This window comes from Kitasatospora sp. NPDC056076 (assembly GCF_042266305.1).
Classification (GTDB): domain Bacteria; phylum Actinomycetota; class Actinomycetes; order Streptomycetales; family Streptomycetaceae; genus Kitasatospora.
Window position 1 is genome coordinate 178,124 of the sequence record NZ_JBHJWG010000006.1, and the last position, 27,000, is coordinate 205,123.

The 27,000-nt window shown below is 74.5% G+C and carries 18 protein-coding genes; 14 read left to right on the top strand and 4 right to left on the bottom strand.

The window, feature by feature from the left end:
• Window positions 1-42: 42 nt before the first annotated feature.
• Window positions 43-2,793 (bottom strand): flippase-like domain-containing protein, encoded by a 2,751-nt coding sequence (locus ACFC1T_RS07595; protein WP_375884837.1) that lies wholly within the window; start codon window positions 2,791-2,793, stop codon window positions 43-45.
• Window positions 2,794-2,927: 134 nt separating this feature from the next.
• Here ACFC1T_RS07595 and ACFC1T_RS07600 point away from each other — a divergent pair, with 134 nt between their 5' ends.
• The 4 genes from ACFC1T_RS07600 (at window position 2,928) to ACFC1T_RS07615 (ending at window position 11,440) form a co-directional block, all read left to right on the top strand.
• Complete coding sequence (locus tag ACFC1T_RS07600; RefSeq protein WP_375884839.1) at window positions 2,928-3,305, top strand: MGMT family protein; 378 nt, start codon at window positions 2,928-2,930, stop codon at window positions 3,303-3,305.
• Window positions 3,306-3,389: 84 nt separating this feature from the next.
• Window positions 3,390-6,770: an ATP-dependent helicase gene (locus tag ACFC1T_RS07605; protein ID WP_375884841.1), complete on the top strand. Its 3,381-nt coding sequence runs from the start codon at window positions 3,390-3,392 to the stop codon at window positions 6,768-6,770.
• A gap of 69 nt (window positions 6,771-6,839) precedes the next feature.
• Window positions 6,840-10,061, top strand: a complete 3,222-nt coding sequence (locus ACFC1T_RS07610) for a UvrD-helicase domain-containing protein (RefSeq protein WP_375884842.1) — start codon at window positions 6,840-6,842, stop codon at window positions 10,059-10,061.
• Window positions 10,062-10,255: 194 nt separating this feature from the next.
• A complete protein-coding gene (locus ACFC1T_RS07615; RefSeq protein ID WP_375884845.1) occupies window positions 10,256-11,440 on the top strand; it encodes a PP2C family protein-serine/threonine phosphatase in 1,185 nt (394 codons plus the stop codon).
• A gap of 10 nt (window positions 11,441-11,450) precedes the next feature.
• Here the strand turns inward: ACFC1T_RS07615 and ACFC1T_RS07620 are convergent, their stop codons facing one another.
• Window positions 11,451-12,434: an endonuclease/exonuclease/phosphatase family protein gene (locus ACFC1T_RS07620; RefSeq protein ID WP_375884847.1), complete on the bottom strand. Its 984-nt coding sequence runs from the start codon at window positions 12,432-12,434 to the stop codon at window positions 11,451-11,453.
• Window positions 12,435-12,501: 67 nt separating this feature from the next.
• On the opposite strand from ACFC1T_RS07620, the gene ACFC1T_RS07625 reads away from it, so the two are divergent.
• The 6 genes from ACFC1T_RS07625 (at window position 12,502) to ACFC1T_RS07650 (ending at window position 20,655) form a co-directional block, all read left to right on the top strand.
• Entirely contained in the window at window positions 12,502-13,131 is a 630-nt protein-coding gene (locus ACFC1T_RS07625) for a PadR family transcriptional regulator (protein WP_375884850.1), read from the top strand.
• A gap of 114 nt (window positions 13,132-13,245) precedes the next feature.
• Window positions 13,246-14,025 (top strand): ABC transporter ATP-binding protein, encoded by a 780-nt coding sequence (locus ACFC1T_RS07630; protein ID WP_375884853.1) that lies wholly within the window; start codon window positions 13,246-13,248, stop codon window positions 14,023-14,025.
• Window positions 14,022-16,886, top strand: coding sequence for an FtsX-like permease family protein (locus ACFC1T_RS07635; RefSeq protein ID WP_375884856.1), 2,865 nt, complete (start codon window positions 14,022-14,024; stop codon window positions 16,884-16,886). Before ACFC1T_RS07630 ends, ACFC1T_RS07635 begins: the two co-directional genes overlap by 4 nt.
• 204 nt (window positions 16,887-17,090) lie before the next feature.
• Window positions 17,091-18,494: a dipeptidase gene (locus ACFC1T_RS07640; protein ID WP_375884857.1), complete on the top strand. Its 1,404-nt coding sequence runs from the start codon at window positions 17,091-17,093 to the stop codon at window positions 18,492-18,494.
• Window positions 18,495-18,563: 69 nt separating this feature from the next.
• On the top strand, window positions 18,564-19,505 hold the full coding sequence (gene nudC, locus ACFC1T_RS07645) for an NAD(+) diphosphatase (protein WP_375884860.1): 942 nt from the start codon (window positions 18,564-18,566) through the stop codon (window positions 19,503-19,505).
• Window positions 19,506-19,815: 310 nt separating this feature from the next.
• Window positions 19,816-20,655, top strand: a complete 840-nt coding sequence (locus tag ACFC1T_RS07650) for a GntR family transcriptional regulator (RefSeq protein ID WP_375884861.1) — start codon at window positions 19,816-19,818, stop codon at window positions 20,653-20,655.
• Between the two features lie 70 nt (window positions 20,656-20,725).
• On the opposite strand, the gene ACFC1T_RS07655 is transcribed toward ACFC1T_RS07650, so the two are convergent.
• Window positions 20,726-20,983, bottom strand: coding sequence for a mycoredoxin (locus ACFC1T_RS07655; protein WP_375884862.1), 258 nt, complete (start codon window positions 20,981-20,983; stop codon window positions 20,726-20,728).
• Window positions 20,984-21,146: 163 nt separating this feature from the next.
• Between ACFC1T_RS07655 and ACFC1T_RS07660 the strand changes: the two genes are divergently transcribed.
• The 4 genes from ACFC1T_RS07660 (at window position 21,147) to ACFC1T_RS07675 (ending at window position 25,116) form a co-directional block, all read left to right on the top strand.
• Window positions 21,147-23,414: an ATP-dependent DNA helicase UvrD2 gene (locus tag ACFC1T_RS07660; RefSeq protein WP_375884864.1), complete on the top strand. Its 2,268-nt coding sequence runs from the start codon at window positions 21,147-21,149 to the stop codon at window positions 23,412-23,414.
• Between the two features lie 308 nt (window positions 23,415-23,722).
• On the top strand, window positions 23,723-24,181 hold the full coding sequence (locus tag ACFC1T_RS07665; protein WP_375884867.1) for a hypothetical protein: 459 nt from the start codon (window positions 23,723-23,725) through the stop codon (window positions 24,179-24,181).
• Between the two features lie 168 nt (window positions 24,182-24,349).
• On the top strand, window positions 24,350-24,718 hold the full coding sequence (locus ACFC1T_RS07670) for a WhiB family transcriptional regulator (protein ID WP_375884869.1): 369 nt from the start codon (window positions 24,350-24,352) through the stop codon (window positions 24,716-24,718).
• 266 nt (window positions 24,719-24,984) lie between these two features.
• Window positions 24,985-25,116, top strand: coding sequence for a hypothetical protein (locus ACFC1T_RS07675; protein ID WP_375884871.1), 132 nt, complete (start codon window positions 24,985-24,987; stop codon window positions 25,114-25,116).
• 124 nt (window positions 25,117-25,240) lie between these two features.
• Here the strand turns inward: ACFC1T_RS07675 and ACFC1T_RS07680 are convergent, their stop codons facing one another.
• Window positions 25,241-26,695, bottom strand: a complete 1,455-nt coding sequence (locus ACFC1T_RS07680; RefSeq protein WP_375884873.1) for an ABC1 kinase family protein — start codon at window positions 26,693-26,695, stop codon at window positions 25,241-25,243.
• Between the last annotated feature and the right edge of the window lie 305 nt (window positions 26,696-27,000).

Below are 27,000 nucleotides of genomic sequence, written 5' to 3' on the forward strand. Positions count from 1 at the left end.
CGCCGAGCGGTGGGGCCCCTGGTGCGTCCGCGGGTGCCCCGCTCAGAGCGCGTGCCGGCGCTGCAGCACGTTGTAGGCGATCCAGCCCGGCAGCACCGGCAGCCAGAAGGTGAGCGCCCGGAAGAGGAACACCGCCGGGGTGGCGACCGCGGGGGAGACGTCCGCGACGGTCAGGGCGCCGATCAGGGCCACCTCGACCGGGCCGATGCCGCCCGGGGTGGGGATCGCCGAGCCGGCCGCGTTGGCGGTCAGGAAGACCACCGCGACGGCCGAGAAGCTGACGTCGCCGCCGAAGGCCTGCACCGAGAAGTCCAGGCAGGCGGTGAAGGACAGGGTCAGCAGCAGGATGCCGCCGAAGCCGGTGATCAGCTTGCTGGGCGTCTGCATCAGGTCGAGCATCCGCGGCACCACGCCGAAGAACAGCGAGCGCAGCCGGCCCAGCACGAAGCGGCGCAGCGGCGCCACCGCGGCCACCACCAGGGCGAGCACGGCGGCGGTCAGCACCCCGATGATCACCGCCCGGGAGGCGGAGAGGTCGCCGTTGGTCTGGCTGCCGGTGATCAGGCCGAAGCTGAACAGCAGCAGCAGGTGCCCGGCCAGGCCCGCCAGCTGGGAGGCGCCGACCGAGGCGACCGCCTGGCCCGGGCGGATCCCGGCCTTCTGCAGGTAGCGGGTGTTGAGCGCGATGCCGCCGATCGCGGCGGGGGCGACCAGCTTCACGAAGGAGCCGGCCAGCTGGGCCGCGACGGTGCGCCGGAACGGCAGCCGCTCGGGGACGAAGCCGGTCAGGCTCATCGCGGCGGCGACGTAGCTGAACGCGGCCGCCAGCAGGGCCGCCGCCGCCCACGCCCAGTTCATCTGGGAGAGCTTGAGCTGGGCCGGCTTGATGGTGGTCAGCGCCAGGTAGGCGGCGAAGGTGAGCGCGATCACCATGATCAGGCTCTTCGGCTTGAGCCGCTCCAGCTTGGCGGGCTCCATCGGCGCCTCGGGGGCGATCTGCAGGATCTGGCCGCGGATGCGGCTGAGCAGGTCCTCGCCGGCCGCCGCGATGTCCTCCTCGGCCTGTTCCTGGGTGCGCTCCCCGGCCGCGACCTGCTCCAGGGCCCTGGCCCGGGCGGCGGTCTTGCGCTCCTTGGTGAGCTTGGCGAGGTCGACCCGGGTGGAGCGGCTCATCCCGACCGGCTGGAGCAGCGGCAGGGCCTGGGCGACCCGGTCCGCGCCGAGCACCGCGTTGGCGGTGGCGACGGCCCGCTCGGGGCCGATCCGCAGCGCGAAGGTGGTGAGCAGCTGGGCGACGTCGATGCGCAGGGTCAGGTCGGTGGCGGCGATGTCGCCGCCGGACAGGTTGACCAGGCAGGCCGTCTCGTCGTCGACGACCAGCAGCGACTCGCCGGTCAGCCGGCGGTGGGCGATCCGGCGCTCGTGCAGGGCCGCCACCGACTGCCACAGCGAGGCCATCACCCGGTCGGTGACCTCCGCGTCGGCGAGCTCGTCCAGGGTGCGGCCCTCGACGTTCTCGTACACCAGGATCGCGGCGTCCGGGCCCAGCTCGGAGGTGGCCACCAGCTGCGGAGCGCGGGCGCCCGAGGCGGCCGCCGCGTACGCGATCAGGGCCTCCTGCTCCAGCGCCTGGCGCAGCGACTGGGGGCTGCGGCGCACCGCCACCGAGCGCAGCCGCAGCCGGCGCCAGGCCCGGTAGAAGAAGCCGGAGGCCTGCTGCTCGCGGTCGATGATGTGGACGTCCAGCGGCGGGCCGTCCTGCTGGGTGACGTAGTAGCGGCGGGTGCCGCCGGGGGCGTCCGGGGCGCGGTGGGCGCCGTCCGGGGTGAAGCCGACCTTGCGCAGGCCGATCATCAGGTGCTGGCCGGTGGGCCGGATGTTGGGGGAGCCGATCGCGTACAGCGTGCCGTAGGCGACGGACCAGCCGATCAGCACGGTGAGCATCAGCGACAGCGGGGTGGTGTAGCCGCCGAGCAGCTCGGTGACCCCGCTGAAGACCACCACCACCCACAGCGCCACCCGCCAGCGCGGTCGGCTCGACATGCCGACGGCGGTCATGTAGGCGATCACCGGGGCGAGGTAGCCGTGCACCGGGTCGGTGAGGCTGCCGTTGCTGTCCAGCGGCAGCCGGGTCAGCGCCGTGCGGATGTGCTCGGAGGCGCCCTCGGCCACCCACCAGTCGATGCCCAGCGAGACGCCGTACGCGAGCACCGAGGCGAGCACGCCGTCGGCGACCCGCAGGCCGTCGCGTTTGATCAGCCGCTCGACCGCGAAGGCCAGCGGCACGGCGAGCACCGCGACGCTGGAGACCAGGCCGGTGATGGTGGACAGCACCGCGGAGAAGTGCGGCGCGTTGGTGGCGATGTCCTGCTCGATGCCGGTGGTCGTCGAGGTGGCGATGCCGGCCAGGACGAAGACGGCGACTATCCCGAAGACCCCGGCCAGGAAGCGGATCAGGTCGGACGGGCGGTGCGCGCGGGCGGCGAGCAGCGGCTCGTCGACGTCCAGGTGCGGGGCGTCGTCCAGCGGGTCGTGGTACTCGGTCCGCGCGGCCGGGGCGGCGGGCGCGGCCGGGGCGGGGACGGGCGCGGGCGCGGGTGCGGGCGGCTCCGCCGGGGCCCCGGGGGCCTTCTCGGGCGTGGGGGTCTTGATCGTCAGGTCCTTGATCAGGGAGACTTCCGGGGTCGGCCCGCTCCCGGGCCGCCCTTCGGACTCGTCACCGGGCGCCGGGGGCACGACGGATCCGGACTCGTCGGAGTCCTTGTCCACGCCCACGTCAGCCGTCCCGGTCATCTGGTCTTGTCCTCGTATCACCACTCACCGCCCCGAAGATGGTGGCATGCCCCGGCCCCCCGTGCTGGACAGGGGCCGGATCGGGCGCGGCGGGTCGTTCGTACGGGGCCGCGCGCGCGTCCCCATGAGGAAGAATGCCGCAGGTGACGGACGTAACAGACGACGGCGTCCCGGACGCCCTACCACCGTTCGCCGAACTGGTGCTCGACCTGACCGAGCGGATTCCACCCGGCCGGGTGATGACCTACGGCGACGTCGCCGAGTACCTCGGCCAGGGCGGCCCCCGGCAGGTCGGCCGGGTGATGGCCCTGTACGGCGGCTCGGTGCCCTGGTGGCGGGTGATCCGCGCGGACGGCCGCCTGCTGCCCGGCCACGAGCACCGCGCCCTCGCCCACTACGGCGAGGAGGGCACCCCGCTGCGCCCACTCGCCGACCCGCCCCGGGTCGACCTCGGGCAGGCCCGCTGGGACGGCGGGGAGACTTCACCGAATCCCGAGCGCGGACGGGATTGACGGGGCAGGATCGTAGGCTCGATGCGGGCGGGCCCGCGCGGCCCGCCCCGGCCATGACTCTCCGTACAACCCCAGGACCCGTTCGTGAGTTCGCCCTACCGGCTCGTGCGCAACCCGCTCGTCCAGCCCGACCCGCCCGTGCTGGACGCCTACCAGCGCGCCGTGGTCGAGCACGCCGGCGGCCCGCTGCTCGTCCTCGCCGGACCGGGCACGGGCAAGACCACCACCCTGGTCGAGGCGGTCGCCCGGCGGATCCAGGACGGCACCGACCCCGAGAAGATCCTCGTCCTCACCTTCAGCCGCAAGGCCGCCGTCGAACTGCGCGACCGGATGTCCGGCCGGCTCGGCTCCACCGCCGCCACCCCGCAGGCCACCACCTTCCACTCCTTCTGCTACGCCCTGCTGCGCGCCCACCAGGACCCGGAGGACTACGCCGAACCACTGCGGCTGCTCTCCGGCCCCGAACAGGACGTCATGGTCCGCGAACTGCTGGCCGGCGGCGCCGAGGACGCCCGCGACGGCCGCGGCCGGATCGCCTGGCCGCTCGACCTCCGCGCCTGCCTGACCACCCGCGGCTTCGCCGACGAAGTCCGCGCCGTGCTCGCCCGCAGCCGCGAACTCGGCCTCGGCGAGGCCGAACTCGAACGCTTCGCCCAGGGCGTCCAGCGCCCCGACTGGGCCGCCGCCGCGCACTTCCTCGCCGACTACCTCGACGTGCTCGACCTGCGCGGCGTCCTCGACTACGCCGAACTCGTCCACCGCGCCGTCCTGCTCGCCGAACGCCCCGAGATCGGCGAGGAACTGCGCCGCCGCTACGACGTCGTCCTCGTCGACGAGTACCAGGACACCGACCCCTCCCAGGTCCGGCTGCTGCGCCGGCTCGCCGGCGGCGGCCGCGACCTGATCGCCGTCGGCGACCCCGACCAGTCGATCTACGCCTTCCGCGGCGCCGACATCAACGGCATCCTCGACTTCCCCCAGGCCTTCCGCCGCCCCGACGGCACCCCCGCCGAGGTCAAGGTGCTGCGGGTCTCCCGCCGCTCCGGCGCCCTGCTGCTCGCCGCCTCCCGCGAACTCGCCCGCCGGATGCCGATGGGCCGGCTGCCCGCCGACAAACTCGCCCAGCACCGCGCCCTGCTGCCCTCCCGCGAGGGCGGCCGGGTCGAGGTGTACACCTACCCCACCCCCGGCGCCGAACTCGACTCGATCGCCGACCTGCTGCGCCGCGCCCACCTGGAGGACGGCGTGCCCTGGGGCGAGATGGCCGTCCTGGTCCGGGCCGGCGCCCGCTCCATCCCCGGCGTACGGCGGGCCCTCGGCGCGGCCGGCGTCCCGCTGGAGATCGACGGCGACGACCTGCCGCTGCGCGAGGAACCCGCCGTCGCCCAGCTGCTGCTCGCCCTGCGGGTCTGCGCCGAGCAGGCCGCCCGCGACAAGCGGGCCCTCCTCGACACCCCCGGCCCGCACACCCCCGACCCGCTCACCGAGGAGCTGGCCCACACCCTGCTCACCGGCCCGCTCGGCGGCCTCGACGGCTCCGACCTGCGCCGCCTCGGCCGCGCCCTGCGCGAGGAGGAACGCGCCGCCCTGCGCGCCGCCGCGCGCGCCGACGGCGGTCCCGACGGCGGCTCCGACCGCCGTCCCGACGGCGTCCCCGCCGCCCCGCGCCCGGCCGGCGAACTGATCCGCGAGGCCCTCGCCGAACCCGAGCGGCTGATCGCCCTCGACCCGGCCACCGCCCGCCGCGCCCGCGACCTCGGCACCCTGCTGCGCAAGGTCCGCGAACTGCTGGCCGGCGGCTGCACCGCCGAGGACGCCCTGTGGGAGCTGTGGGACGGCAGCCGCCGCTGGCGCGAACGCCTGGAGCGCGCCGCCCTGCGCGGCGGCGCCGCCGGCCGCAACGCCGACCGCGACCTGGACGCGCTGTGCGCCCTGTTCGAGACCGCCGCCCGCGCCGAGGAGCAGGTCACCGGCCACCGCAGCGCCCTCGACCTGCTCGCCGAACTCGAAGCCCAGGACATCGCCGCCGACACCCTCACCGTCCGCACCGTCCGCCCCGAGGCGGTGCGGCTGATGACCGCCCACCGCTCCAAGGGCCTGGAGTGGCGCCTGGTCGTGGTCGCCGGCGTCCAGGACGGCCTCTGGCCCGACCTGCGCCGCCGCGGCTCCCTCCTGGAGGCCGACCGGATCGGCCGCGACGGCCTCGCCGAACCGCTCTCCCCGGCCGCCCTGCTCGGCGAGGAGCGCCGGCTCTTCTACGTCGCCGCCACCCGCGCCAAGGAACGACTGATCGTCACCGCCGTCAAGGCGCCCGCCGACGACGGCGACGAACCCTCCCGCTTCCTGCGCGAGCTCTACCGCGAGGACGTCGACCCCCGCACCGGCAAGGTGGTGCGCCGCACCCCGCCGGTCACCGTCGAGGACGTCACCCACCGCCCGCGCCGCCCGCTCTCGGTGGCCGCCCTGGTCGCCGAACTGCGCGCCGTCACCGTCGACCCCGCCCGCTCGCCCGAACTGCGCCGCGCCGCCGCCGAACGCCTCGCCACCCTGGCCGCCGCCACCGACGAGGACGGGCTGCCGCTGGTGCCCGCCGCCCACCCCGACCGCTGGTGGGGCCTGGACGACGCCACCACCGCCCCCGAGCCGCTGCGCAGCGCCGACGCGCCCGTCCGGCTGTCCGGCAGCGGCCTGGAACAGCTGGAGAACTGCTCGCTGCAGTGGTTCCTCGACAAGGAGGTCAAGGCCCGCGCCCCCGGCACCGCCGCCCAGGGCTTCGGCAACGTGGTGCACGCCCTCGCCGACGAGGTCGGCTCCGGCCGCACCCCCGCCGACCTCTCCGTCCTGATGGCCCGCCTGGACACCGTCTGGGACGCCCTCGCCTTCGACGCCCCCTGGAAGTCCCAGCAGGAGAAGGGCGAGGCCCGCACCGCCCTGGAGCGCTTCCTCAACTGGCACGTCCTGGAGCGCGGCCGCGACCTGGTCGCCACCGAGCACGGCTTCGACGTCACCCTCGACGTCGGCGGCGTCTCGGTGCGCATCCGCGGCTCGATGGACCGGGTCGAGAAGGACCACGCCGGACGCGCCTACGTGGTCGACTTCAAGACCGGCAAGCAGATCCCCACCGACAAGTCGCTGCCCGAGCACAAGCAGCTCGCCGTCTACCAGCTGGCCGTCCGGGCCGGCGCCCTCAACGAGCTGCCCGGCTTCACCGACCACCCCCCGGCCACCGGCGGCGCGGAACTCGTCCACCTGCGCGAGGCCGCCGCCAAGGCCGACCCGGACGCCCCCAAGGTGCAGCGGCAGGAGCCGCCCGAGGGCGAGCCGTGGATCGAGAACCTGCTCGCCGAGGCCGCCGGCAAGGTCCTCGCCGAACGCTTCGTCCCGCAGACCGGCGGCGGCTGCGACCGCTGCTCCTTCCGCCGCAGCTGCTCCGCCCAGCGCGACGGCGCCCAGCTCGTCGAGTAGCCGGTCGAGTAGCCGGGGTCACGTTCGCCGGGTGTCCGGAGTGTCGTCGGTGCCCGTTACGGTTGCGGGGTGACCGCCGTGCTCAGCCATCCCGACCAGCTCAAGGAGCTGCTGGGCATCCCGTTCAACCGGGAACAGATGGCGGCCATCGGCGCCCCCCTCGCCCCGGCCGTGATCGTGGCCGGCGCCGGCTCCGGCAAGACCACCGTGATGGCCGCCCGGGTCGTCTGGCTGGTCGGCTCCGGCGCCGTCCGGCCCGAGGAGGTGCTCGGCCTCACCTTCACCAACAAGGCCGCTGGCGAACTCGCCGAACGCGTCCGCACCGCCCTGCTCCGGGCCGGCGTCGCCGACCGGGACGAGGGCGAGCCGCTCGGCGAGCCCGAGATCTCCACCTACCACGCCTTCGCCGGCCGCCTGCTCAAGGAGCACGGCCTGCGGATCGGCATCGAGCCGGACGTGCGGCTGCTCGCCGACGCGACCCGCTTCCAGCTCGCCGCCAAGGTGCTGCGCACCGCCCGCGGCCCCTTCCCCGCCCTCACCGGCACCTTCGCCAACCTGGTCGCCGACCTCACCGCCCTGGACGGCGAACTTGCCGAGCACCTGGTCGAGCCCGCCGCCCTGCGCGCCCACGACGAGCAGCTGCTCGACACCCTCGCCACCGTCAAGCTCGGCAACGACGACCTGCGGGCCGTCCCCGTCACCGCCCGCGCCCGGCTGGAACTGCTGCGCCTGGTCGAGGAGTACCGCCGCCGCAAGCGGGGCGCCGGGCTGATGGACTTCGGCGACCAGATAGCCGCCGCCGCCGGCCTCGCCCAGCAGCGCCCCGAGGTCGGCGAACTGCTCCGCGGCCAGTACCGGGTCGTCCTGCTGGACGAGTACCAGGACACCTCCGTCGCCCAGCGCCTGATGCTCGCCGGCCTGTTCGGCGCGGGCCCCGAGCACACCGGGGGCGGCCACCCGGTGACCGCCGTCGGCGACCCCTGCCAGGCCATCTACGGCTGGCGCGGCGCCTCCGTCGCCAACCTCGACGACTTCCCCCGGCACTTCCCGAAGGCCGACGGACGCCCCGCCGACCGCTACGCGCTCAGCGAGAACCGCCGCAGCGGCGGCCGGCTGCTCGCCTTCGCCAACGAGCTCGCCGCCCCGCTGCGCGCCCTGCACGAGGGCGTCGAGGCGCTGCGCCCGGCACCCGGCGCCGAACAGGACGGCTACGTGCGGGCCGCGCTGCTGCCCACCCACGCCGAGGAGGTCGACTGGCTCGCCGACTCGATCGCCCACCTGGTGCGCACCGGCACCGCGCCCGGCCGGATCGCCGTGCTCTGCCGGGGCGGCGCGGCCTTCCCCGACATCCACGCCGCGCTCGTCGCCCGCGAGGTCCCGGTCGAGGTGGTGGGACTCGGCGGGCTGCTGCAACTGCCCGAGGTGGCTGACCTGGTGGCGGTCTGCGAGGTGCTCCAGGACCCGACCGCCAACGCCGCCCTGGTGCGCCTGCTGATCGGCCCGCGCTGGCGGATCGGCCCGCGCGACCTCGCCCTGCTCGGCCGCCGGGCCGCCGAACTGGTGCGCACCGAGCGGCCCGAGGGCGTGGAGGCGCTGGCCGCGGCCGTCGCCGAGGCCGACCCCACCGAGGTGGTCTCGCTGGCCGACGCGGTCGAGACCTTCCTCTCTCCCGGCGGGGAGGGCGACCAGCCCGACGACCTGCCGTTCTCCGCCGAGGCCAGGGTGCGCTTCGCCCGGCTCGCCGCCGAACTGCGCGAGCTGCGCCGCTCGCTGGCCGACCCGCTGATGGACGTGCTGCACCGGGTGCTGACCGTCACCGGCCTGGAGGTCGAGCTGTCCGCCTCCCCGCAGGCGCTGGCCGCCCGCCGGCGGGAGACCCTGCACGCCTTCCTGGACGTCGCCGCCTCCTTCGCCGACCTGGACGGCGACCCGGGTCTGGCCGCCTTCCTCGGCTTCCTGCGCGCCGCCCAGGAGCACGACCGCGGCCTGGACAGCAGCCTGCCCGGCGGCGAGGACACCGTGAAGGTGCTCACCGCGCACAAGTCCAAGGGCCTGGAGTGGGACGTGGTGGCCGTCCCCGGCCTGGTGAAGGGCGCGTTCCCGTCCGGCAGCCCGCGCGAACGCTGGACCAGCACCAAGCGCGTGCTCCCGCACGCCCTGCGCGGCGACCGCGCGACCCTGCCCGACGTGCGCGGCGGCTGGACGTCCAAGTCGATGGCCGCGTTCAAGAAGGAGCTGGCCGAGCACTCCGGCACCGAGGAACTGCGCCTGGGCTACGTCGCGTTCACCCGCCCCCGCGCCCTGCTGCTGGCCTCCGGGCACTGGTGGGGGCCCAGCCAGAAGACCGTCCGCGGCCCGTCCGCCTTCCTGGAGCAGCTGCGCGCCCACTGCGAGCGGCCCGGCGCCGGCGAGGTCGAGCACTGGGCCGAGCAGCCGGAGAAGGACGCCCGGAACCCGGCGCTGGCCGACGCCGTCGAGCGCCCCTGGCCGCTGCCGCTGGACCCGGCCGCCCAGCACGCCCGCCGCCGGGTCGCCGAGGTGGTGCGCACCCGCCTGGCCGGAGGGCCCGCGGGGGAGGCGGAACCCATGGCCGTCGAGGACCAGCGCCAGGTCGCCTCCTGGGACCGCGACCTGACCGCGCTGCTGGGCGAGTTGGAGCGCTCCCGGCGCACCGCCCGCGAGGTCCCGCTGCCGCCCGCGCTGTCCGCCACCCAGCTGCTGCGCCTGGCCGCCGACCCGGACGGCTTCGCGCACGAGCTGGCCCGCCCGATGCCGCGCCCCCCGCAGCCCGCCGCCCGGCGCGGCACCCGCTTCCACGCCTGGGTGCAGTCCCGGATCGAGCCGCTGCTGCTGATCGAGCCCGGCGCGCTGCCCGGCGCCGACGACGACGGCATCGAGGACGAGCGGGACCTGGAGCAGCTCAAGGAGGCGTTCCTGCGCACCCCGTACGCCCGGCGCCGGCCGTACCGGGTGGAGGCCCCGTTCCACCTGGTGCTCGCGGGGCGGGTGGTGCGCGGCCGGATCGACGCGGTCTACCGGGACGGTGACGGGGTGTCGGAATCCAGTGGTGCGTCACGCTACGAAGTGGTGGACTGGAAGACCCACCGGGAGGAGACCGCCGACCCGCTGCAGCTCGCCGTCTACCGGCTGGCCTGGGCGGAGCAGGCGGGCGTTGATCCCGAGCAGGTCACGGCGTCGTTCCTGTACGTCCGCAGCGGACGGATCGTACGTCCGGAGCGACTTCCCGACCGAAAAGAGTTGGAACGGCTCCTGATCGGGAACAGTGACTAATGAGTCACGCAGAGCACCCGAGTCATCGCGCCGACGTCCGAAACCTGTGCGTCATGCACGTTTCGCGCCTATTGTGGGGTCGGTAACCGGTCAACCCCCGTACTCCGGCCGCCGGCGAGGCCCGCATTCCCTAACCCTCAGTCATCGCCGCAGGTGCCCACGGGCATCGGCGTCTTCTGCTGGAGAGACCGAAGTTGAGCGCGACCGGATGGATCAGAGAGCGGTTCACCGGGCCGACCCCGGGACCCGCACCGGGCACGACCGGCACCTGGCCGAGGACGGCGCTCGCGCTGCCCCTCCTCGGCATGGCGCTGATCGTCGCCCTCGACTACCTCAGCGGCACCGAGGTGACGGTCGAACCCGCCCTCACCGCCGTACCCGCGCTGGCCGCCGTGGTCAGCCGCCGCACCTGGTACCCGCTCGTCATCGGCCTGGGCACCGAGGCGGCGGCCTTCCTGATGGCCCTGCGCAGCGACGCGCTCGGCGAGTCCGTGCACGCCGCCAGCGTCATCGCGATCCTGCTGGTCGCCACGATCGGCTGGGTCAGCGCCACCCTGCGACTGCGCCAGGAACGCGCCCTGGCCGACGCCCAGTTGGTCGCCTCGATCGCCCGCCGGGTGCTGCTGCGGCCCGTCCCCGAACGGGTCGGCAGCGTGCGCGCCGCCGTCCACTACGAGGCCGCCGCCGCCCACGCCCGGATCGGCGGCGACCTGTACGAGGTCGTCAACACCCGGCACGGGGTGCGGGCCGTGGTCGGCGACGTCCGCGGCAAGGGCCTCGGCGCGGTCGAGACCGCCGCCGCCGTCCTCGGCGCCTTCCGCGAGGCCGCCCACCAGGAGCCCGCCCTCGACCGGGTGGCCGGCTGGCTGGCCGTCAGCCTCGACCGCGCCCTGCACGAGAACGACCACCCCGGCGTGGAGGAGGAGTTCGTCACCCTGGTCCTGATCGGGGTCGGACCGGACGGCACCGCCGAACTCGTCAACTGCGGCCACCCCGCGCCGCTGCTGCTCCGCGGCGGCCTGGTCCACCCGCTCGAACTCGCCGAGACCGTACCGCCGTTGGGCGTGCTCGACCCGGCCGACGTCCGCCCCCCGGTGCACCGGGTGCCGCTGCTGGCCGGCGACCGGGTGCTGCTGTTCACCGACGGGATGATCGAGGCCCGCGACCGCTCCGGCACCTTCTACCCGCTCGCCGAGCGCTTCCCGCGCTGCGCCGACGGCCACCCCGCGGACGTCCTGCAGCGCCTGCACGAGGACGTGGTGCGCCACGTCGGGCGTCAGCTCGGCGACGACGCGGCCATGCTGCTCCTGCAGTACGACCCGACCCCGCCCGCCCTCGCCCACCTGCCCCAGCAGGCCAGCCTCCTGATCAAGCGATAGCCGGAACGCCCTACAGCGACACCCGGACCAGCAGCGGCCGGTGGTCCGACACCCCGGCGTGCGGCGCCGCCGCCGGGCCCACCACGGCCCGCGGCACGCCGACCGCCAGCACGTGGTCGAACTGCACCGCCGGCCGGTGCGCCGGGTAGGTCGGCGTGCGCGCCAGGTCGTACCAGCCCTGCAGCCGGGCCCGCGGCTCGCGCACCCGCCGCCGGCGCGCGGTGCCCAGCCCGGCGCCCAGCGCCGGCCGGGCCCGGCGGGCCGCCCGCAGCTCCCGCACCCGTGCCCGCGGCGCGGTGCGCTCCAGCGCCGTCGCCCCGCCCAGCACCGTGCGCGGCACCGCGCCGATCAGGTTGAAGTCCCCCAGCACCAGGTACGGCTGGGGCAGGTCGGCGATCCAGCGCCGGATCCCGGCCAGCTGCGCCATGTTCCAGCCCGGCACGAAGGACAGGTGCGCGGCCACCACCGTGAACGGGCCGCGCTCGCCCTCCAGTACGGCCGCCAGCGCGGCCCGGGGCTCGTCCGGCACCGGGGTCAGCCCGCGCCGCCCGGCCACCCGCAGCGGCAGTCCGAACGGTGCCGGGGCGAACCGGCGGGCCCGCCAGTGCCGCACCGGCAGCCTGGTCAGCAGCGCCGTGCCGTACGAGGGCGGGGCGCCGTCGCCGACCTCGGCCGGCCCGTACACCCGCAGTCCGGCGGGCCCGGACGGCTCCGGCACCCAGCCGGCCACCGGCGCCGGGCGCCCGTGCAGCGCGGCGGCGAAGCGCCAGTCGCCGGCGCCCATCGCGGCGGCCGCCACCGCCGCCTGGTCGGTGCCGCCCGAGCGCGCCTGGTGCCGGTCCACCTCCTGGAGGGCCAGGACGTCGGCGTCCAGCGCGGCCACCGCCTGCGCCAACGGGGCGCCCGCGTCGGCCGGGTAGGGCAACGGGGTGCCGTCCGGGGCGAGGGGCTGGCCGTGCAACAGGTTGAAGGTGGCGATGCGCAACTGGCTCACACCGCACGACGGTACCGGAGGGGGCGCGGCTTGAGGCCGCAGGGCATACCGGGTATACATACTGAGTATGTCCATCCGCCACGGTCTGCTCGCCCTGCTCGACCAGGGCCCCCGCTACGGCTACCAACTGCGCACCGAGTTCGAGGCGCGCACCGGCGCCACCTGGCCGCTCAACGTCGGGCAGGTCTACACCACCCTGTCCCGCCTGGAACGCGACGGCCTGGTCGAGGCCGCCGGGGAGGACGAGGAGGGCCACCAGTTCTACGCCGTCACCGACGCCGGCCGCGCCGAACTGCGGGCCTGGTTCGACACCCCGGTGCCCCGCACCAGCCCCCCGCGCGACGAACTGGCCATCAAGCTCGCGATGGCCGTGACCGTCCCCGGGGTGGACGTCTCCGCCGTCGTCCAGGGCCAGCGCCGGCACAGCATCAAGGCCCTCCAGGACTACACCCGGCTCAAGGGCCGCGCCCTCGCGGGCGAGACCAGACCCGGCGCCGTGCCCTCCGAGAGCAACGAACTCGCCTGGCTGCTCGTCCTCGACCAGCTGATCTTCCAGACCGAGGCCGAGATCCGCTGGCTCGACCACTGCGAGACCAGGCTCGCCCAGCAGGCCGAACTCCGGCAGGCCAAGGCCGCCGAAGCCGCCCGCGACGGCGCCGCGAAACCCAAGCGGCTCGGCCGCCGCACCCGCGCCTGAGACGCACCCGCAAGCCGTACCCGCGCCCGAGCGGCGCCCGGCCACCCGACACCCGGCCGGCGCCCCGGCGGCGCCCCACCCGTACCCAGCCGTACCCAGCACAAGGGGGGAACCGTGTCCCACACCCAACAGCCCCGGCCGACACCGGTGCTGCACCTGGAGAACGTCACCCGCGTCCACGGCCAGGGCGCCGCCGAGGTCCAGGCCCTGCGCGGCGTCGACCTCAGGGTCCACCCCGGCGAGTTCGTCGCCGTCATGGGCCCCTCCGGCTCCGGCAAGTCCACCCTGCTCACCCTGGCCGGCGGCCTCGACAGCCCGACCACCGGCCAGGTCCTGGTCGAGGGCGTCTCCCTCGGCGGGCTCACCCGCAAGAGGCTCGCCCAGGTCCGCCGCCGCTCCATCGGCTACGTCTTCCAGGACTACAACCTGATCCCGGCCCTCACCGCCGCCGAGAACATCTCGCTGCCGCGCGAACTCGACGGCGTCTCCGCCCGCGCCGCCCGCCGCGAAGCCCTCGCCGCCCTGGAGGAGCTCGGCATCCCCGAACTCGCCGACCGCTTCCCCGACGACATGTCCGGCGGCCAGCAGCAGCGCGTCGCCATCGCCCGCGCCCTGATCGGCGACCGCCGCCTCGTCCTCGCCGACGAACCCACCGGCGCCCTCGACTCCACCACCGGCGAAGCCGTCCTCGCCGTGCTGCGCGCCCGCTGCGACGCCGGCGCCGCCGCCATGATGGTCACCCACGAGGCCCGGCACGCCGCCTGGGCCGACCGCGTCGTCTTCCTGCGCGACGGCCGCATGGTCGACGAGTCCGTCAGCCAGGACGCCGCCAGCCTGCTCGTCAGCGCCGCCGCCAACAGCCAGGCCGCCGGCAGCAAGCAGGTGGACGAGTGAAGCCCAGCGCCTGGCGGCTCGCCCTGCGCATCGCCCGCCGCGACGCCCTGCGCGCCAAGGGCCGCAGCGCCCTGGTCGTCGCCATGGTCGCGCTGCCCGTCCTCGGCGTCACCGGCGCCGACGTGTTCTTCCGCAGCGCCACCCTCGAACCCTCCGAACGCGTCGTGCGCACCATGGGCCGCGCCGACGCCCACCTGGAGATGCCCGACCGCGGCGCCTCCATCCTGCAGGCCCCCGACCCGGGCGACCAGTCCTACCGCGTCCTCAGCCCCAAGTACGAGACCAAGGACGGCGCCGCCCCCCAGTACACCCCCGCCCAGCAGCGCGCCCGCGACACCGAACCCGCCCGGCTCGCCCAGCAGTTGCTGCCGCCCGGCAGCACCCTGGTGCCGCACGTCGAAGGCCCGCAGACCGCCGCCAGCAGCACCGAGGGCCTGCTCACCACCCGCACCGGCGAGGCCGACCTGACCGACCCGGTCTGGCGCGGCCTGGTCGACGTGGTCGAGGGCAGCGCCCCCGTGAACGACCAACAGGCCGCCGTCACCCGCGAGTTCCTCAACCGCTCCGGCCTGCGGATCGGCGACCGCACCACCGTCCGCGGCCTGGAGTCCAACCCCTTCACCATCACCGCCGTCGTCGAGTACCCCGGCGACCTCAAGAGCACCGAGATCCTCGCCCGCCCCGGCACCCTGGTCGGCAAGCTCCCGAACGCCAACCCGAACATGGGCTCCGACTCCAACCCCGTCGACCGCTGGCTGGTCAAGCTCCCGGCCGGCGCCGCCCTCGACTGGGCCAAGGTCACCGAACTCAACGGCTACGGCTTCCTCGTGGCCTCCCGCACCGTCGTGCTCGACCCGCCCCCGCGCGCCCAGGTGCCCTACTACACCGAGCTGGACCGGATCCGCGGCGCCAGCGGCACCGCCCTGCTCGACCGCACCTCCGTCGTCATCCTCGGCACCGTCGTCGGCATGGCCCTGCTGGAGATCGTCCTCCTCGCGGGCCCCGCCTTCGCCGTCGGGGCCCGACGCTCGCGCCGGCAGCTCGGGCTGCTCGCGGCCGCGGGCGGTGACCGCGCCAACGTCCGCGCGGTCGTCCTCGGCGGCGGCATCGTCCTCGGCCTCACCGGCGCCGCCGTCGGCCTCGGCCTCGGCATCGGCCTGGTCGCCCTGCTGCGCACCCAGGCCGAGGAGTACTCCGGCGCCCGCTTCGGCCACTTCAACCTCCAGCCGCTCGACCTGCTCGGCGTCCTCCTGGTCGGCCTGGTCACCGGACTGCTCGCCGCCATCGTGCCCGCCGTCCAGGCCTCCCGGCAGGACGTCGTCTCCGCGCTCACCGGCCGCGACTCGCTCAAGCCCCCCAGCCGCAAACTGGCCCTGCTCGGCCTGCTGATGCTCGCCGGCGGCGCCGCCCTCGCCCTGGTCGGCGCGACCAGCGGCTTCTCCAGCCGCACCCTCGCCGTCCTCGGCGGCTCGCTCATCGCCGAACTCGGCATGGTCGCCCTCACCCCGTACCTGGTCGGCCTGTTCGGCAAGCTCGGCCGCTGGCTCTCGCTCGGCCCCCGGCTCGCCCTGCGCGACTCCGTCCGCCACCGCGGCCGCACCGCACCCGCCGTCGCCGCCGTGATGGCCGCCGTCGCCGGCTCCGTCGCCGTCAACGTCTTCCTCGCCAGCTACGACGAGCAGTACCGCCGCGAGTACGCCGCCGCCGGCCCGGCCGGCGCCGTCATCCTCAACAGCGGCTTCGGCAACACCACCGAGGCCAAGCTGCTCCCGCAGATGCGCGACACCGTGGAACGCTCCATCCCCGGCCTCGGCCCGCGCGCCGACGTCTCCCACGTCGACCTCAAGGGCGACTGCCAGTCCGGCTCCTACTGCGGCTACATCCAGGTCATGCCGCCCAAGGAGCGACGCTGCCCGGTCTTCGACCGCGACAGCCCGGCCGGACCGGACGAGATCAAGCGGGTGATGAACACCGACCCGCGCTGCCAGATCCACGAACGCGGCGGCAGCCAGTACGGCGACCTCGCCGCCGGCGACGCCACCCTGCTGCGCAACCTCTACGGCGTCACCGACCCGGCGGCCGTTCAGGCCCTCGCCGCCGGCAAGGCCGTGGTCTTCGACCCGCGCTACTACAAGGACGGCAAGGTAGCCCTGCGGTACACCGAACCGGTCGCCGCGAGCGCCGACGGCTCCGCCCCCAAGCCCAAGGAGACCGAGACCGAGGTCGACGCCGTCCTCGCCCCCTCCGTACTGCCGGCCCCCGGCCAGATCGTCATCACCCCGGACACCGCCACCCGCCTCGGTTTCAGCACCAGGCCGGCCGGCTCGGTCTGGCTCCCCGCGGCCGCACCCTCCGACGGCGACCAGCAGAAGGCCGACGGCGCACTCGCCAAGCTCACCGACCGCACCGTGCTCGACGTCGAACGCGGCTACCAGTCCAAGGCCGGACTCGTCGGCCTCGGCCTGGCCGGCTTCGCCGCCCTCGTCGCCCTCGGCGCCGCCGGCATCGCCACCGGACTGGCCGCCGCCGACTCCCAGCGCGACCTGACCACCCTCGCAGCGGTCGGCGCCGAACCGCGCATCCGGCGCACGCTGTCCGGCTTCCAGTGCGGAGTGATCGCTGCCATGGGCACCCTGCTCGGCGTCATCAGCGGCGTCGTCCCGGCCGTCGCCCTGCGCAAGGTCCAGGGACTCGCGGCCGGCTACCCCGGGATCAGCCCGGAGGAGCTCGCCAACAAGGGGGCCGTGGTCTTCCCCTGGGCCACCATCGGCACCACCGTCGTGGTGCTGCCGCTGCTCGCGGCCGGCCTGGCCGCGCTGCTCACCCGCTCGCGGATCTCGCTGCTGCGCCGCACCGGCTGAGGCCCGCCGCCCGGGTGGGACCGGTGCCCGGCCCCGGCCACCCCCGACCGCCGCGCCCGGCCCCGGCCGCCCCCGACCGCCACCCCTTTGCCACCCCCGTCCGCCCCTCCCGGCGGCGGGGGTGACGGAGGTTACAGGCCCGACGGCGTCCGGCACCCGGAGGGCCGGGGCGGGCACCCGCACGGGCGAACTACAGTCGTCGGTATGACGAGTACCCCGGACAGCGCCGTCCGCTCCTACATCGACCAGCACCAGGCCGCCTTCCTCGCCGACCTCTCCGAGTGGCTGGCGATCCCCTCCGTCTCCGCCGACCCGGAGCGCGCCGACGACGTGCGCCGCTCCGCGGACTGGCTGGCCGCCAAGCTGCGCGGGACCGGCTTCCCGGTGGCCGAGGTGTGGGAGACCGACGGGCTGCCGGCGGTGTTCGCCGAGTGGCCGTCCGGGGACCCGTCCGCGCCGACCGTCCTGGTCTACGGGCACCACGACGTGCAGCCCGCGGCGAAGGAGGACGGCTGGGACACCGAGCCGTTCACCCCGACCGTGGTCGGCAACCGGCTGTACGCGCGCGGCGCCGCCGACGACAAGGGCCAGGTGTTCTTCCACACCCTGGGCGTGCGCGCCCACCTGGCCGCCACCAGCCGCACCGCGCCGGCCGTCAACCTCAAGCTGCTGATCGAGGGCGAGGAGGAGTCCGGCTCGCCGCACTTCGCCGACCTGGTCCGGCGCGAGGCCGGCCGGCTGGCCGCCGACGTGGTGGTCATCTCCGACACCGGGATGTGGTCCGAGACCACCCCGACCGTCTGCACCGGCATGCGCGGCCTCGCCGACGCCCAGCTCGACCTGTACGGCCCGGACACCGACATCCACTCCGGCTCCTTCGGCGGCGCCGTGCCCAACCCGGCCGAGGTCGCGGCCGAGCTGACCGCCGCCCTGCACGACGCCGACCGGAAGGTCGCGATCCCGGGCTTCTACGACGGGGTCGTCGAGCTGACCGAGCGCGAGCGCGAGCTGTTCGCCGAACTGCCCTTCGACGAGGCGCAGTGGCTGCGCGTCGCCAAGTCGTACGGCACCCGCGGCGAGGCCGGGTACTCCACCCTGGAGCGGGTCTGGGCCCGGCCCACCGCCGAGGTCAACGGCATCTGGGGCGGCTACACCGGCCCCGGCGGCAAGACCATCGTGCCGTCCTCGGCGCACCTCAAGCTGTCCTTCCGGCTGGTCGCCGGGCAGGAAGTGGAGAAGGTCCGCGAGGCCGTCCGGTCCTGGGTCGCCGAGCAGGTCCCCGAGGGCATCCGGTACGAGCTGGTCTTCCCCGGCGCGACCCGGCCCTGCCTGACCCCGCTGGACCACCCGGCGCTGCAGTCCACCGTCCGCGCGATGGGCCGCGCCTTCGGGCAGAAGATCCTCTTCACCCGCGAGGGCGGCTCCGGCCCCGCCGCCGACCTCCAGGACGTGCTGGGCGCGCCGGTGCTGTTCCTCGGCATCTCGGTGCCCTCGGACGGCTGGCACTCGGTCAACGAGAAGGTCGAGCTGGACCTGCTGGCCAAGGGCGTCGAGACCGCCGCCTACCTGTGGGGCGACCTGGCCGAGAACTTCCGGCCCGGCGCGTGAGCCGCCGCGCCCGCGGAACAGCAGTCAGATCACTCATCCGGATGATTCACCACGTGGGGATGGAACGACGTGAGCACCGAGCCTGAGACCGAGCGCCCGCGAGCCCTGGCCCTGGCCAGGGCCGGGGTGGAGCGGGCCGCCGAGCACCGGTTCGACGAGCCCTGGCTGGCCGCGGCCTGGAGCCACCCCGCCACCCGGGTGCTGCCGATCGCCGGCGGCGAGGCCTTCGTCGTGGACACCGCCGAGGGCACCGAACTCGTCCTGCTGCCCTCCTTCGAGGCGCCGCAGACCGGGGACCGCTACTTCCTCGGCACCGACCGGGACGGCGTCTCGTACTTCGCGCTGGCCGGCGAGAGCCTGCCCGGCCGGCTGGACGGCGACGCCCGCCCCGCCGGGCTGCGCGAGGTCGGCGCGATGCTGTCCGACCGGGACTCCGGGCTGCTGGTGCACGCCGTCGCCCTGGAGCACTGGCACCGGCTGCACAGCTTCTGCTCGCGCTGCGGCCACCCCACCGAGAAGGCGGGCGCCGGGCACGTGCGGCGCTGCACCTCCTGCGCGGCCGAGCACTACCCGCGCACCGACCCGGCGGTGATCATGGTGATCACCGACGAGCAGGACCGCTGCCTGCTCGGCCGCCAGGCGCTCTGGCCGGAGGGCCGCTGGTCCACGCTGGCCGGCTTCGTCGAGCCGGGGGAGTCGATCGAGCAGGCGGTCGCCCGCGAGGTGCACGAGGAGGCGGGGGTGCGGGTCGGCGAGGTCCGCTACGTCGCCAGCCAGCCCTGGCCGTTCCCGTCCAGCCTGATGCTCGGCTTCACCGGCAAGGCGCTGCCCGGCGGCACCGAGATCACCGTGGACGGCGAGGAACTGGCCGAGGCGCGCTGGTTCTCCCGCGAGGAACTGCGGGCCGGGATGGAGGCCGGGGAGATCCTGCCGCCCTCCGGCATCTCGATCGCCCGCCACCTGGTCGAGCTCTGGTACGGCGAGCCGCTGCCCTCGGCGGCGCGCTGGTAGTCCGGGTATTCGGCCGTCCGGTCGTCCGGTTGTCCCGTCATCCGGCTATCCCGTCGTCCGGTCATCCGGCGATCCGGTCATCCGGTACGGATTTCCGGGACGCCCGAGGAGAAGGGGGCGCGTGGCTCTTGCCGCGCGCCCCCTATTTCCTTTTCGAGCTCTTCCCGAACCCGCCACGAGCATCTGTTCGTAACCGGACGGGCCAGTTCTGCTACCGCGGGGCACTCCGGCGCCCCCACCGTCAACCCGCGCGGACGACATTGCCGGAAACGGCTGAAACCGCGTCACCGCGCTCGCTACATTCACTCGGGTGACAATCCCCCGGGGCTCCGCCCAATCCCCCAAATACCAGCGCCTCGCCGCCGACCTGCGCCGCCGGATCGCCGAAGGCGAGTTCACCGCCGCCGCCGCCCTCCCGGTCGAGAGCGAACTGGAACGCCAGTACGGCGTCGCCCGCAACACCGTCCGCCTCGCCGTCGACGTCCTGGTCAACGAAGGCCGACTGGTCCGCCTCCAGGGCAAGGGCACCTACCTGCGCGAACACCCCGTGCTCGACCACCGCGCCTACGGCCCCACCCTGACCCCCGCACCGCGCGACTGCCTCGCCGCCCCCTCCACCGTCTACCTCGGCGAGGCCGCCGAAGCCGGGCGCGAACTCAGCACCGACTTCGAGATGATGATCGTCCGGGCCCGCGTCGACATCGCCGAACGCCTCGGACTGCGCCCCGGCGAGGCCATCGTCGTCCGCCGCCAGCTGCGCCTGCTCGACCGCGAGCCGTACTCCATCGAGGAGAGCCACTACCGGGCCGGACTCGCCGCCGGCACCCCGCTGATGGAACCCGACCCCGTCGAAGGCGGCGACGAAGCCGTCCTCGCCACCCTCGGCCGCACCGAGATCGGCGCCGTCGACCACCTCGTCGCCCGGATGCCCGGCCCCGAGGAGGCCCAGTGGTTCCAGGGCGGCCCCGGCGTCCCGCTGATGGTCCAGACCCGCGTCACCTACGACCGGCGCGGCCCCGTCCGGGTCATCGAGACCCGCTACTCCGCCGACCGCAGCCGACTCGTCTACGGCATCGGCGACCTCGGCGCGCGCACCAGCCTGCCCGCCCCCGCCGCCCCCGTCGACCCCGCCCGGGCCGACGCGCAGTGACGCGCGCCGACCCCGGCGGACCCGGGTGGACCGGGGCGGATCCCGGCGGACCCGGGCGGACCGTGGCGGGTCAGGCCGCGAGGGCCTTCTTGACCTGGATCAGGCTCGGGTTCGTCATCACGACCTGCTCCCCGCCGCCCACCGGCTGCACCAGCACCGTCGGCACCGTCTGGTTGCCGCCGTTCACCGACTCGACGAACGTCGCCGACGCCGGGTCCTCCTCGATGTTGATCTCGGTGTAGCCGATGCCCTCGCGGTCCAGCTGGCTCTTGAGCCGGTTGCAGTAACCACACCAGGTCGTGCTGTACATCGTCACGCTGCCGGACATCGAGGGGGCTCCTTCGAAAGAGGGGTTCGTACGTTCTGACAGCCGCAACGTCCACCGGGTGGCAGTCATTCCGGCCCCAGGACGCACGGAGCAGAGCGATCATCCTGCGATCGCACCGGGCCTGTGGACAACCCCGCCCCCGTTGTCCCAGCGGGCTGAGAGGATGGAACGCATGCAGGAAGACCTCTTGAGCGGCAGCCCCTACGACGGCCCCCACGGCTCCCCCTGGGCCGACCCCGGCACCGCCACGGGCCCCGACGCCGTCCTCGCCGGGCTCGACCCCGAACAGCGCGCCGTCGCCACCGCCCTGCACGGCCCCGTCTGCGTCCTCGCCGGCGCCGGCACCGGCAAGACCCGCGCCATCACCCACCGGATCGCCTACGGCGTGCGCAGCGGCGTCTACCAGCCCCAGCAGGTCCTCGCCGTCACCTTCACCGCCCGCGCCGCCGGCGAGATGCGCGGCCGGCTGCGCCAGCTCGGCGCCGACGGCGTCCAGGCCCGCACCTTCCACGCCGCCGCCCTGCGCCAGCTCCAGTACTTCTGGCCCCGCGCCGTCGGCGGCCCGGTGCCCCAGCTGCTCGAACGCAAGGTCCAGCTCGTCGCCGAGGCCGCCGGCCGCTGCGGACTGCGCGTCCAGCGCACCGAACTGCGCGACCTCACCGCCGAGATCGAATGGGCCAAGGTCACCCAGACCGCCCCCGAGGACTACCCCGCCGCCGTCGCCAAGTCCGGCCGCGAAGCCCCCCGCGACCCGGCCGAGACCGCCCAGGTCTACCGCGTCTACGAGGAGACCAAGACCCGCCGCGGCAACATCGACTTCGAGGACGTCCTGCTCCTCACCGCCGCCATCCTGGAGGACCGGCCCGACATCGCCGACCAGGTCCGCAGCCAGTACCGGCACTTCACCGTCGACGAGTACCAGGACGTCTCCCCGCTCCAGCAGCGCCTGCTCGACCGGTGGACCGGCGACGGCGGCGGCGCCAGCCTGTGCGTGGTCGGCGACGCCAGCCAGACCATCTACTCCTTCACCGGCGCCACCCCCGACTACCTGCTCAACTTCCGCGGCCGCCACCCCGAGGCCACCGTCGTCAAACTCGTCCGCGACTACCGCTCCACCCCCCAGGTCGTCCACCTCGCCAACGGACTGCTCTCCCAGGCCCGCGGCGAGGCCGCCCGCCACCGCCTCGAACTCGTCTCCCAGCGCGAGGCCGGCCCCGAACCCGTCTACACCGAGTACGAGGACGAACCCACCGAGGCCGAGACCACCGCCCGCCGGATCAAGGACCTCATCGCCGCCGGCGTGCGCGCCAGCGAGATCGCCGTCCTGTTCCGCACCAACGGCCAGTCCGAGGTCTACGAGCAGGCCCTCGCCGACCTCGGCGTCCCGTACCAGCTCAAGGGCGCCGAACGGTTCTTCGAACGCCCCGAGGTCCGCGACGCCGGCGTCCTGCTGCGCGGCGCCGCCCGCGCCGCCGCCGACCCCCTCACCGCCGGCGCCCCCGACCTGGCCGGCCAGGTCCGCGCCGTCCTTGCCAGCCGCGGCTTCACCCCCGAACCCCCCGCCGGCTCCGGCGCCGTCCGCGACCGCTGGGAGTCCCTCGCCGCCCTCGTCCGGCTCGCCGAGGAGTTCGAGCGCACCCGCACCGCCGAAGGCCTGGACACCGACCTCGCCGCCTACGTCGCCGAACTCGACGCCCGCGCCGCCGCCCAGCACGCCCCGGCCGTCGAAGGCGTCACCCTCGCCTCCCTGCACGCCGCCAAGGGCCTCGAATGGGACGCCGTCTTCCTCGTCGGCCTCACCGAGGGCACCCTGCCGATCATCTACGCCAAGACCGACGAACAGGTCGAGGAGGAACGCCGGCTCCTCTACGTCGGCGTCACCCGCGCCCGCAAGCACCTCAGCCTCTCCTGGGCCCTCTCCCGCTCCCCGGGCGGCCGTGCCTCCCGCAAGCCCAGCCGCTTCATGGACGGGCTGCGCCCCGGCTCCACCGCCCCGGGCGCGCGCACCGGCGCGCGGGGCGGGCGGGGGGGTGTCGAGCCCGGCGAGCGCTCCGCCGCCCGGCGGGTCCGCGGCCCGGTCAAGTGCCGGGTCTGCGACAAGGCGCTCACCGACGCCGTCGAACGCAAGCTGCGCCGCTGCGAGGACTGCCCGTCCACGATGGACGAGGCGCTCTACGAACGCCTGCGCGACTGGCGGGCCGCGCAGGCCAAGGGGCAGGGCGTCCCGGCGTACGTGGTGTTCACCGACGCGACGCTGATGGCGATCGCCGAGGACGTGCCCGCGAACCGGCAGGAACTGGCCCTGATCTCGGGGGTCGGCGCCATGAAGCTGGACAAGTACGGGGCCGCCGTGCTCTCGTTGTGTGCGGGGGAGGAGCCCGAGGAGGATTCGGACGGCGTCGAGGACGACGGTCCGGTCGATCCGGCGTGAGCCGGCACGGGCGCGGTCCAGGGGACTGCTCGGGGGACTTCGCAACCGCCGCGGAACGTCGCGCGGACCGTGCCGTCGATGGCGCCGCGTGAACTCGCGTGAAAAATAGTTTGCGCGGCATACCGGGAGCGCAATAGCCTGCCGGAGCGGTCAAGGGGACGCGGTCGCACGGGGTGAGACCTGTGCCGATTCCCCACGCCACACAGCTTCACCCGCTTCACGCTTCACCAGCTTCACCGAGACAGACATCCGAACATTCGGAGCCAGGGAAACCAGGCTCCGCGAGACGCCGAGAGGAGGCGAAGACAGTGGGAAACATCATGATCACCAAAATGACTGGCCAGACCGTTGTCGCTGCCTCCCTGCGTGCCGCCCGTCTGCGGGCGCTCGCCGAGCTCGGTGGAACCGGTCTGGGTCTCGACACCACCGGTGTCTCCGTCGCCTCCGCTGTCAGTGGTCTTGGACACACTGATCTGTGCCCCACGGGCGGCAGGAGTGTCGAAGGCATCGTCGTCGAGACCGGTCTGTCCCGTGGCTGGGCGCAGGTCGGCACGTCGCGCCCCGAGTGCGACCAGCGACCGCTCCAGGCACCGAAGTCAGTCGTAATCGCCGCGATGCATGGCGACTATGCGCAGGCCATCGGTGCCGGAAACGCCCAGAAGCAGAACGAGCAGCAGATCAACCAGGCCAAGGCCGCCTTTATCGGCGCCGAGGCCGTCCGGATGCGGGCCTTCCGCGGGCCTGAACCCTGGAGAGAACGAACCTGAGTCAGCCTCAGGTCGGCACCTCCAGGGCCGCGGAACCCGTCACACCGGGATCCGCGGCCCTTCTGTTTTGTCCGGTACGCAAGACCACCCAGGCCCTCCGGGGCCTCCGGCCCAGCACCACCAGTTCCCTGGGCCGGAACCACTGAGAAGACGAGGAAGACGCCCACAGTGTCCACGGTCATCACGCCGCCCATCCCGTCCGTACCGCCGACAAGCCAGATCACCAAGGCCGACCAGGCCGACCCTCCGGAGGTTCCGTTCATGCAGCTCAACTCGATCGAGCAGGCCGAGGCGCTCGGTTTCCCCATCCCCTGCCGCGCCTTCGACCCCGAGGTCTTCTTCGCCGAGACGCCCGCCGACGTCGAGTACGCGAAGTCCCTCTGCGGCACCTGCCCGGTGAAGGAGGCCTGCCTCGCGGGCGCCCTGGAGCGGCGCGAGCCGTGGGGCGTCTGGGGCGGCGAACTGTTCGTCCAGGGTGTCGTCGTGGCCCGCAAGCGGCCGCGTGGGCGTCCGCGCAAGACCGAGGTCATGGCGTGAACCCCGCCCACGACGCCAGGGCAGTCCGCCGGGGAGAGCAGCCCCCGCTGGACAGCGCCCTCCGCCGGTCCGTACGGATCGCCGCCGCCAAGGCCGACGCAGCAGCCCGCACCGTCCCATTTCCGAGCACGCACCACGAGCAGGACCACCACATGACCCCCGCCGCCATCGATCCGACCGTCCGCGCTGAGCAGACCACCGAACTTCAGATCCAGAACAGGACCCTCGAAATGCAACTCCTGCATGAATCCCTGGCCCGTGCCCATATGCAAGACAGGCTCCACGAGGCCGAGGAACAACGCCTCGTCAGCCGGGTCGTCCGGGCCCGCAAGCTCCGGCAGCGGGCCGAGCGGGCCTCGCTGCGCGCCCGCAAGGCGCTCGCCGTCGCGCTGATGTAGCGCCGGCACGGGCGGTTCGCCGCCGATCCAATTGACCCCCGTCGTGCCGCAGGCCGCCCCCGTTCCCGGGGAGCGGCCTGCGGCCGTTGTGCTTGTGCGCGGCGCCCGCCCTCGGGGGGTCGGCTCAGTCGCGGGCGGGCTTGGCGGCCTTGGTCGGCTTCGCGGACTTGGTGGGCTTGCCGGGCGGGGCGGACGCGGGGCGCTTCGCGGGCTCGGCCGGGCCGCCCGCCCCGGCGGGCTTCGCGGGGCGCTCACCGGAGAACTCGGGCAGCCACTCCAGCATCTCGGCACGGAACGGCGCCTTGGCGCCCAGCTGGCACAGCACCCCGATGGTGCTCAGCGTCACCCGGTGGATCAGCAGGTACGAGGGCGGCAGGTTCAGCTGCTTGCCCAGGTTGTAGGCGGGCGAGCGCGGATCGGCGATCCGGGCCGCCTGGGCCCGCATCCAGACCCGGGTGAAGTGGAAGCTGTCCACCGCCGCCGGCTCGATGATCGGCAGTAGGTAGTCCAGCACCGCGTCCGGGTCCAGCTCGATCGAGGGCTTCACGAAGCCCTCCTCGCGCAGCATCGTCAGCACGCCCGCCGCGTCGCCGTCCAGGGCCATCCGCAGCGAGGCCCCGATCGGCGCGGGCAGCCCGCCCGGCACACGGTCCACGGTGCCGAAGTCCAGCACGCCCAGCCGCCAGCCCCCGATCGGGCCGTCGTCCTTCAACAGCCGGAAGTTGCCCGGGTGCGGGTCCGCGTGCAGCAGCCCCGTCCGTGACGGGCCCGCGAACAGGAACCGGGCCAGCAGCTGCCCGGCGCGGTCGCGCTCCTCCTGGGTGCCGTTCGCGATCACCTCGGACAGCGGGGTGCCGTCCATCCACTCGGTGATCAGCACCTGGTCGGCCTGCGCCACCACGACCGGCACCACGATGTCCGGGTCACCCGCGAACTCCTCGGCGTGCCGGCGCTGGGCCTGGGCCTCCAGCTCGTAGTCCAGCTCCTCCGAGACGCGCTCGCGCAGCTCGGTGATCAGCGGCTTGATGTCCAGCCCGGGGATCAGCGGGCCGAGCAGCCAGGCCACCCGGGACAGCTGGGAGAGATCGGCGAGCAGGGCCTCGCCCGCACCCGGGTACTGCACCTTGACGGCGACCCGTCTGCCGTCGTGCCAGACCGCGCGGTGCACCTGGCCGATCGAGGCGGCCGCCGCCGGACGGTCGTCGAACTCCAGGAACAGCTCGCGCCAGCCCTCCCCGAGCCGCTCGGCCAGGGCGGTGTGCACCTTGGCGGCGGGCATCGGGGGAGCGGCGTCCTGCAGCTTGGTGAGCGCCGCCCGGTACGGACCGGCGACCTCCTCGGGCAGCGCGGCCTCGAAGACGGACAGCACCTGCCCGAACTTCATTGCCCCGCCCTTGAGCTCGCCCAGCACCTTGAACAGCTGGTCGGCGGTGGCCTGCTGGAGCTCGGCCGTCACCACCTCGGCGGACCGGCCGCCGATGCGCCTGCCCAGTCCGAGCGTGGCGCGACCGGCTATGCCCAGCGGCAGGGCGGCGAGCCGTGCCGTTCGGGTCACTGCCTTGCGCGGAAGATCGCTCACCCGGGCCTCCAATCCCCTGGCCCCCCGACGCCGGACGGGCCACCGTCACTAGGCCATTGTGCCCGGTTCGCGGGCTGGGTCCGGTGGTATTTCGTGGGGGGCTTTCGGGGCTTCGCTCCGTCGACACTCCGGGGGCCCGCCCCCTCCCCCCCGCCCCCACCCTCCCTCCCTCCTCCTCCCACCTCACCCGCCGCCTGCCCACCCACCCCTCCACATCGCGCGCTCACCCCGTCCCTCGGAACAGCGGCTCCCGCTCTCACCCGGCCCGGGGCCCGCCCCCCCCCCCGGGCCGGGCCCCGGGGCCC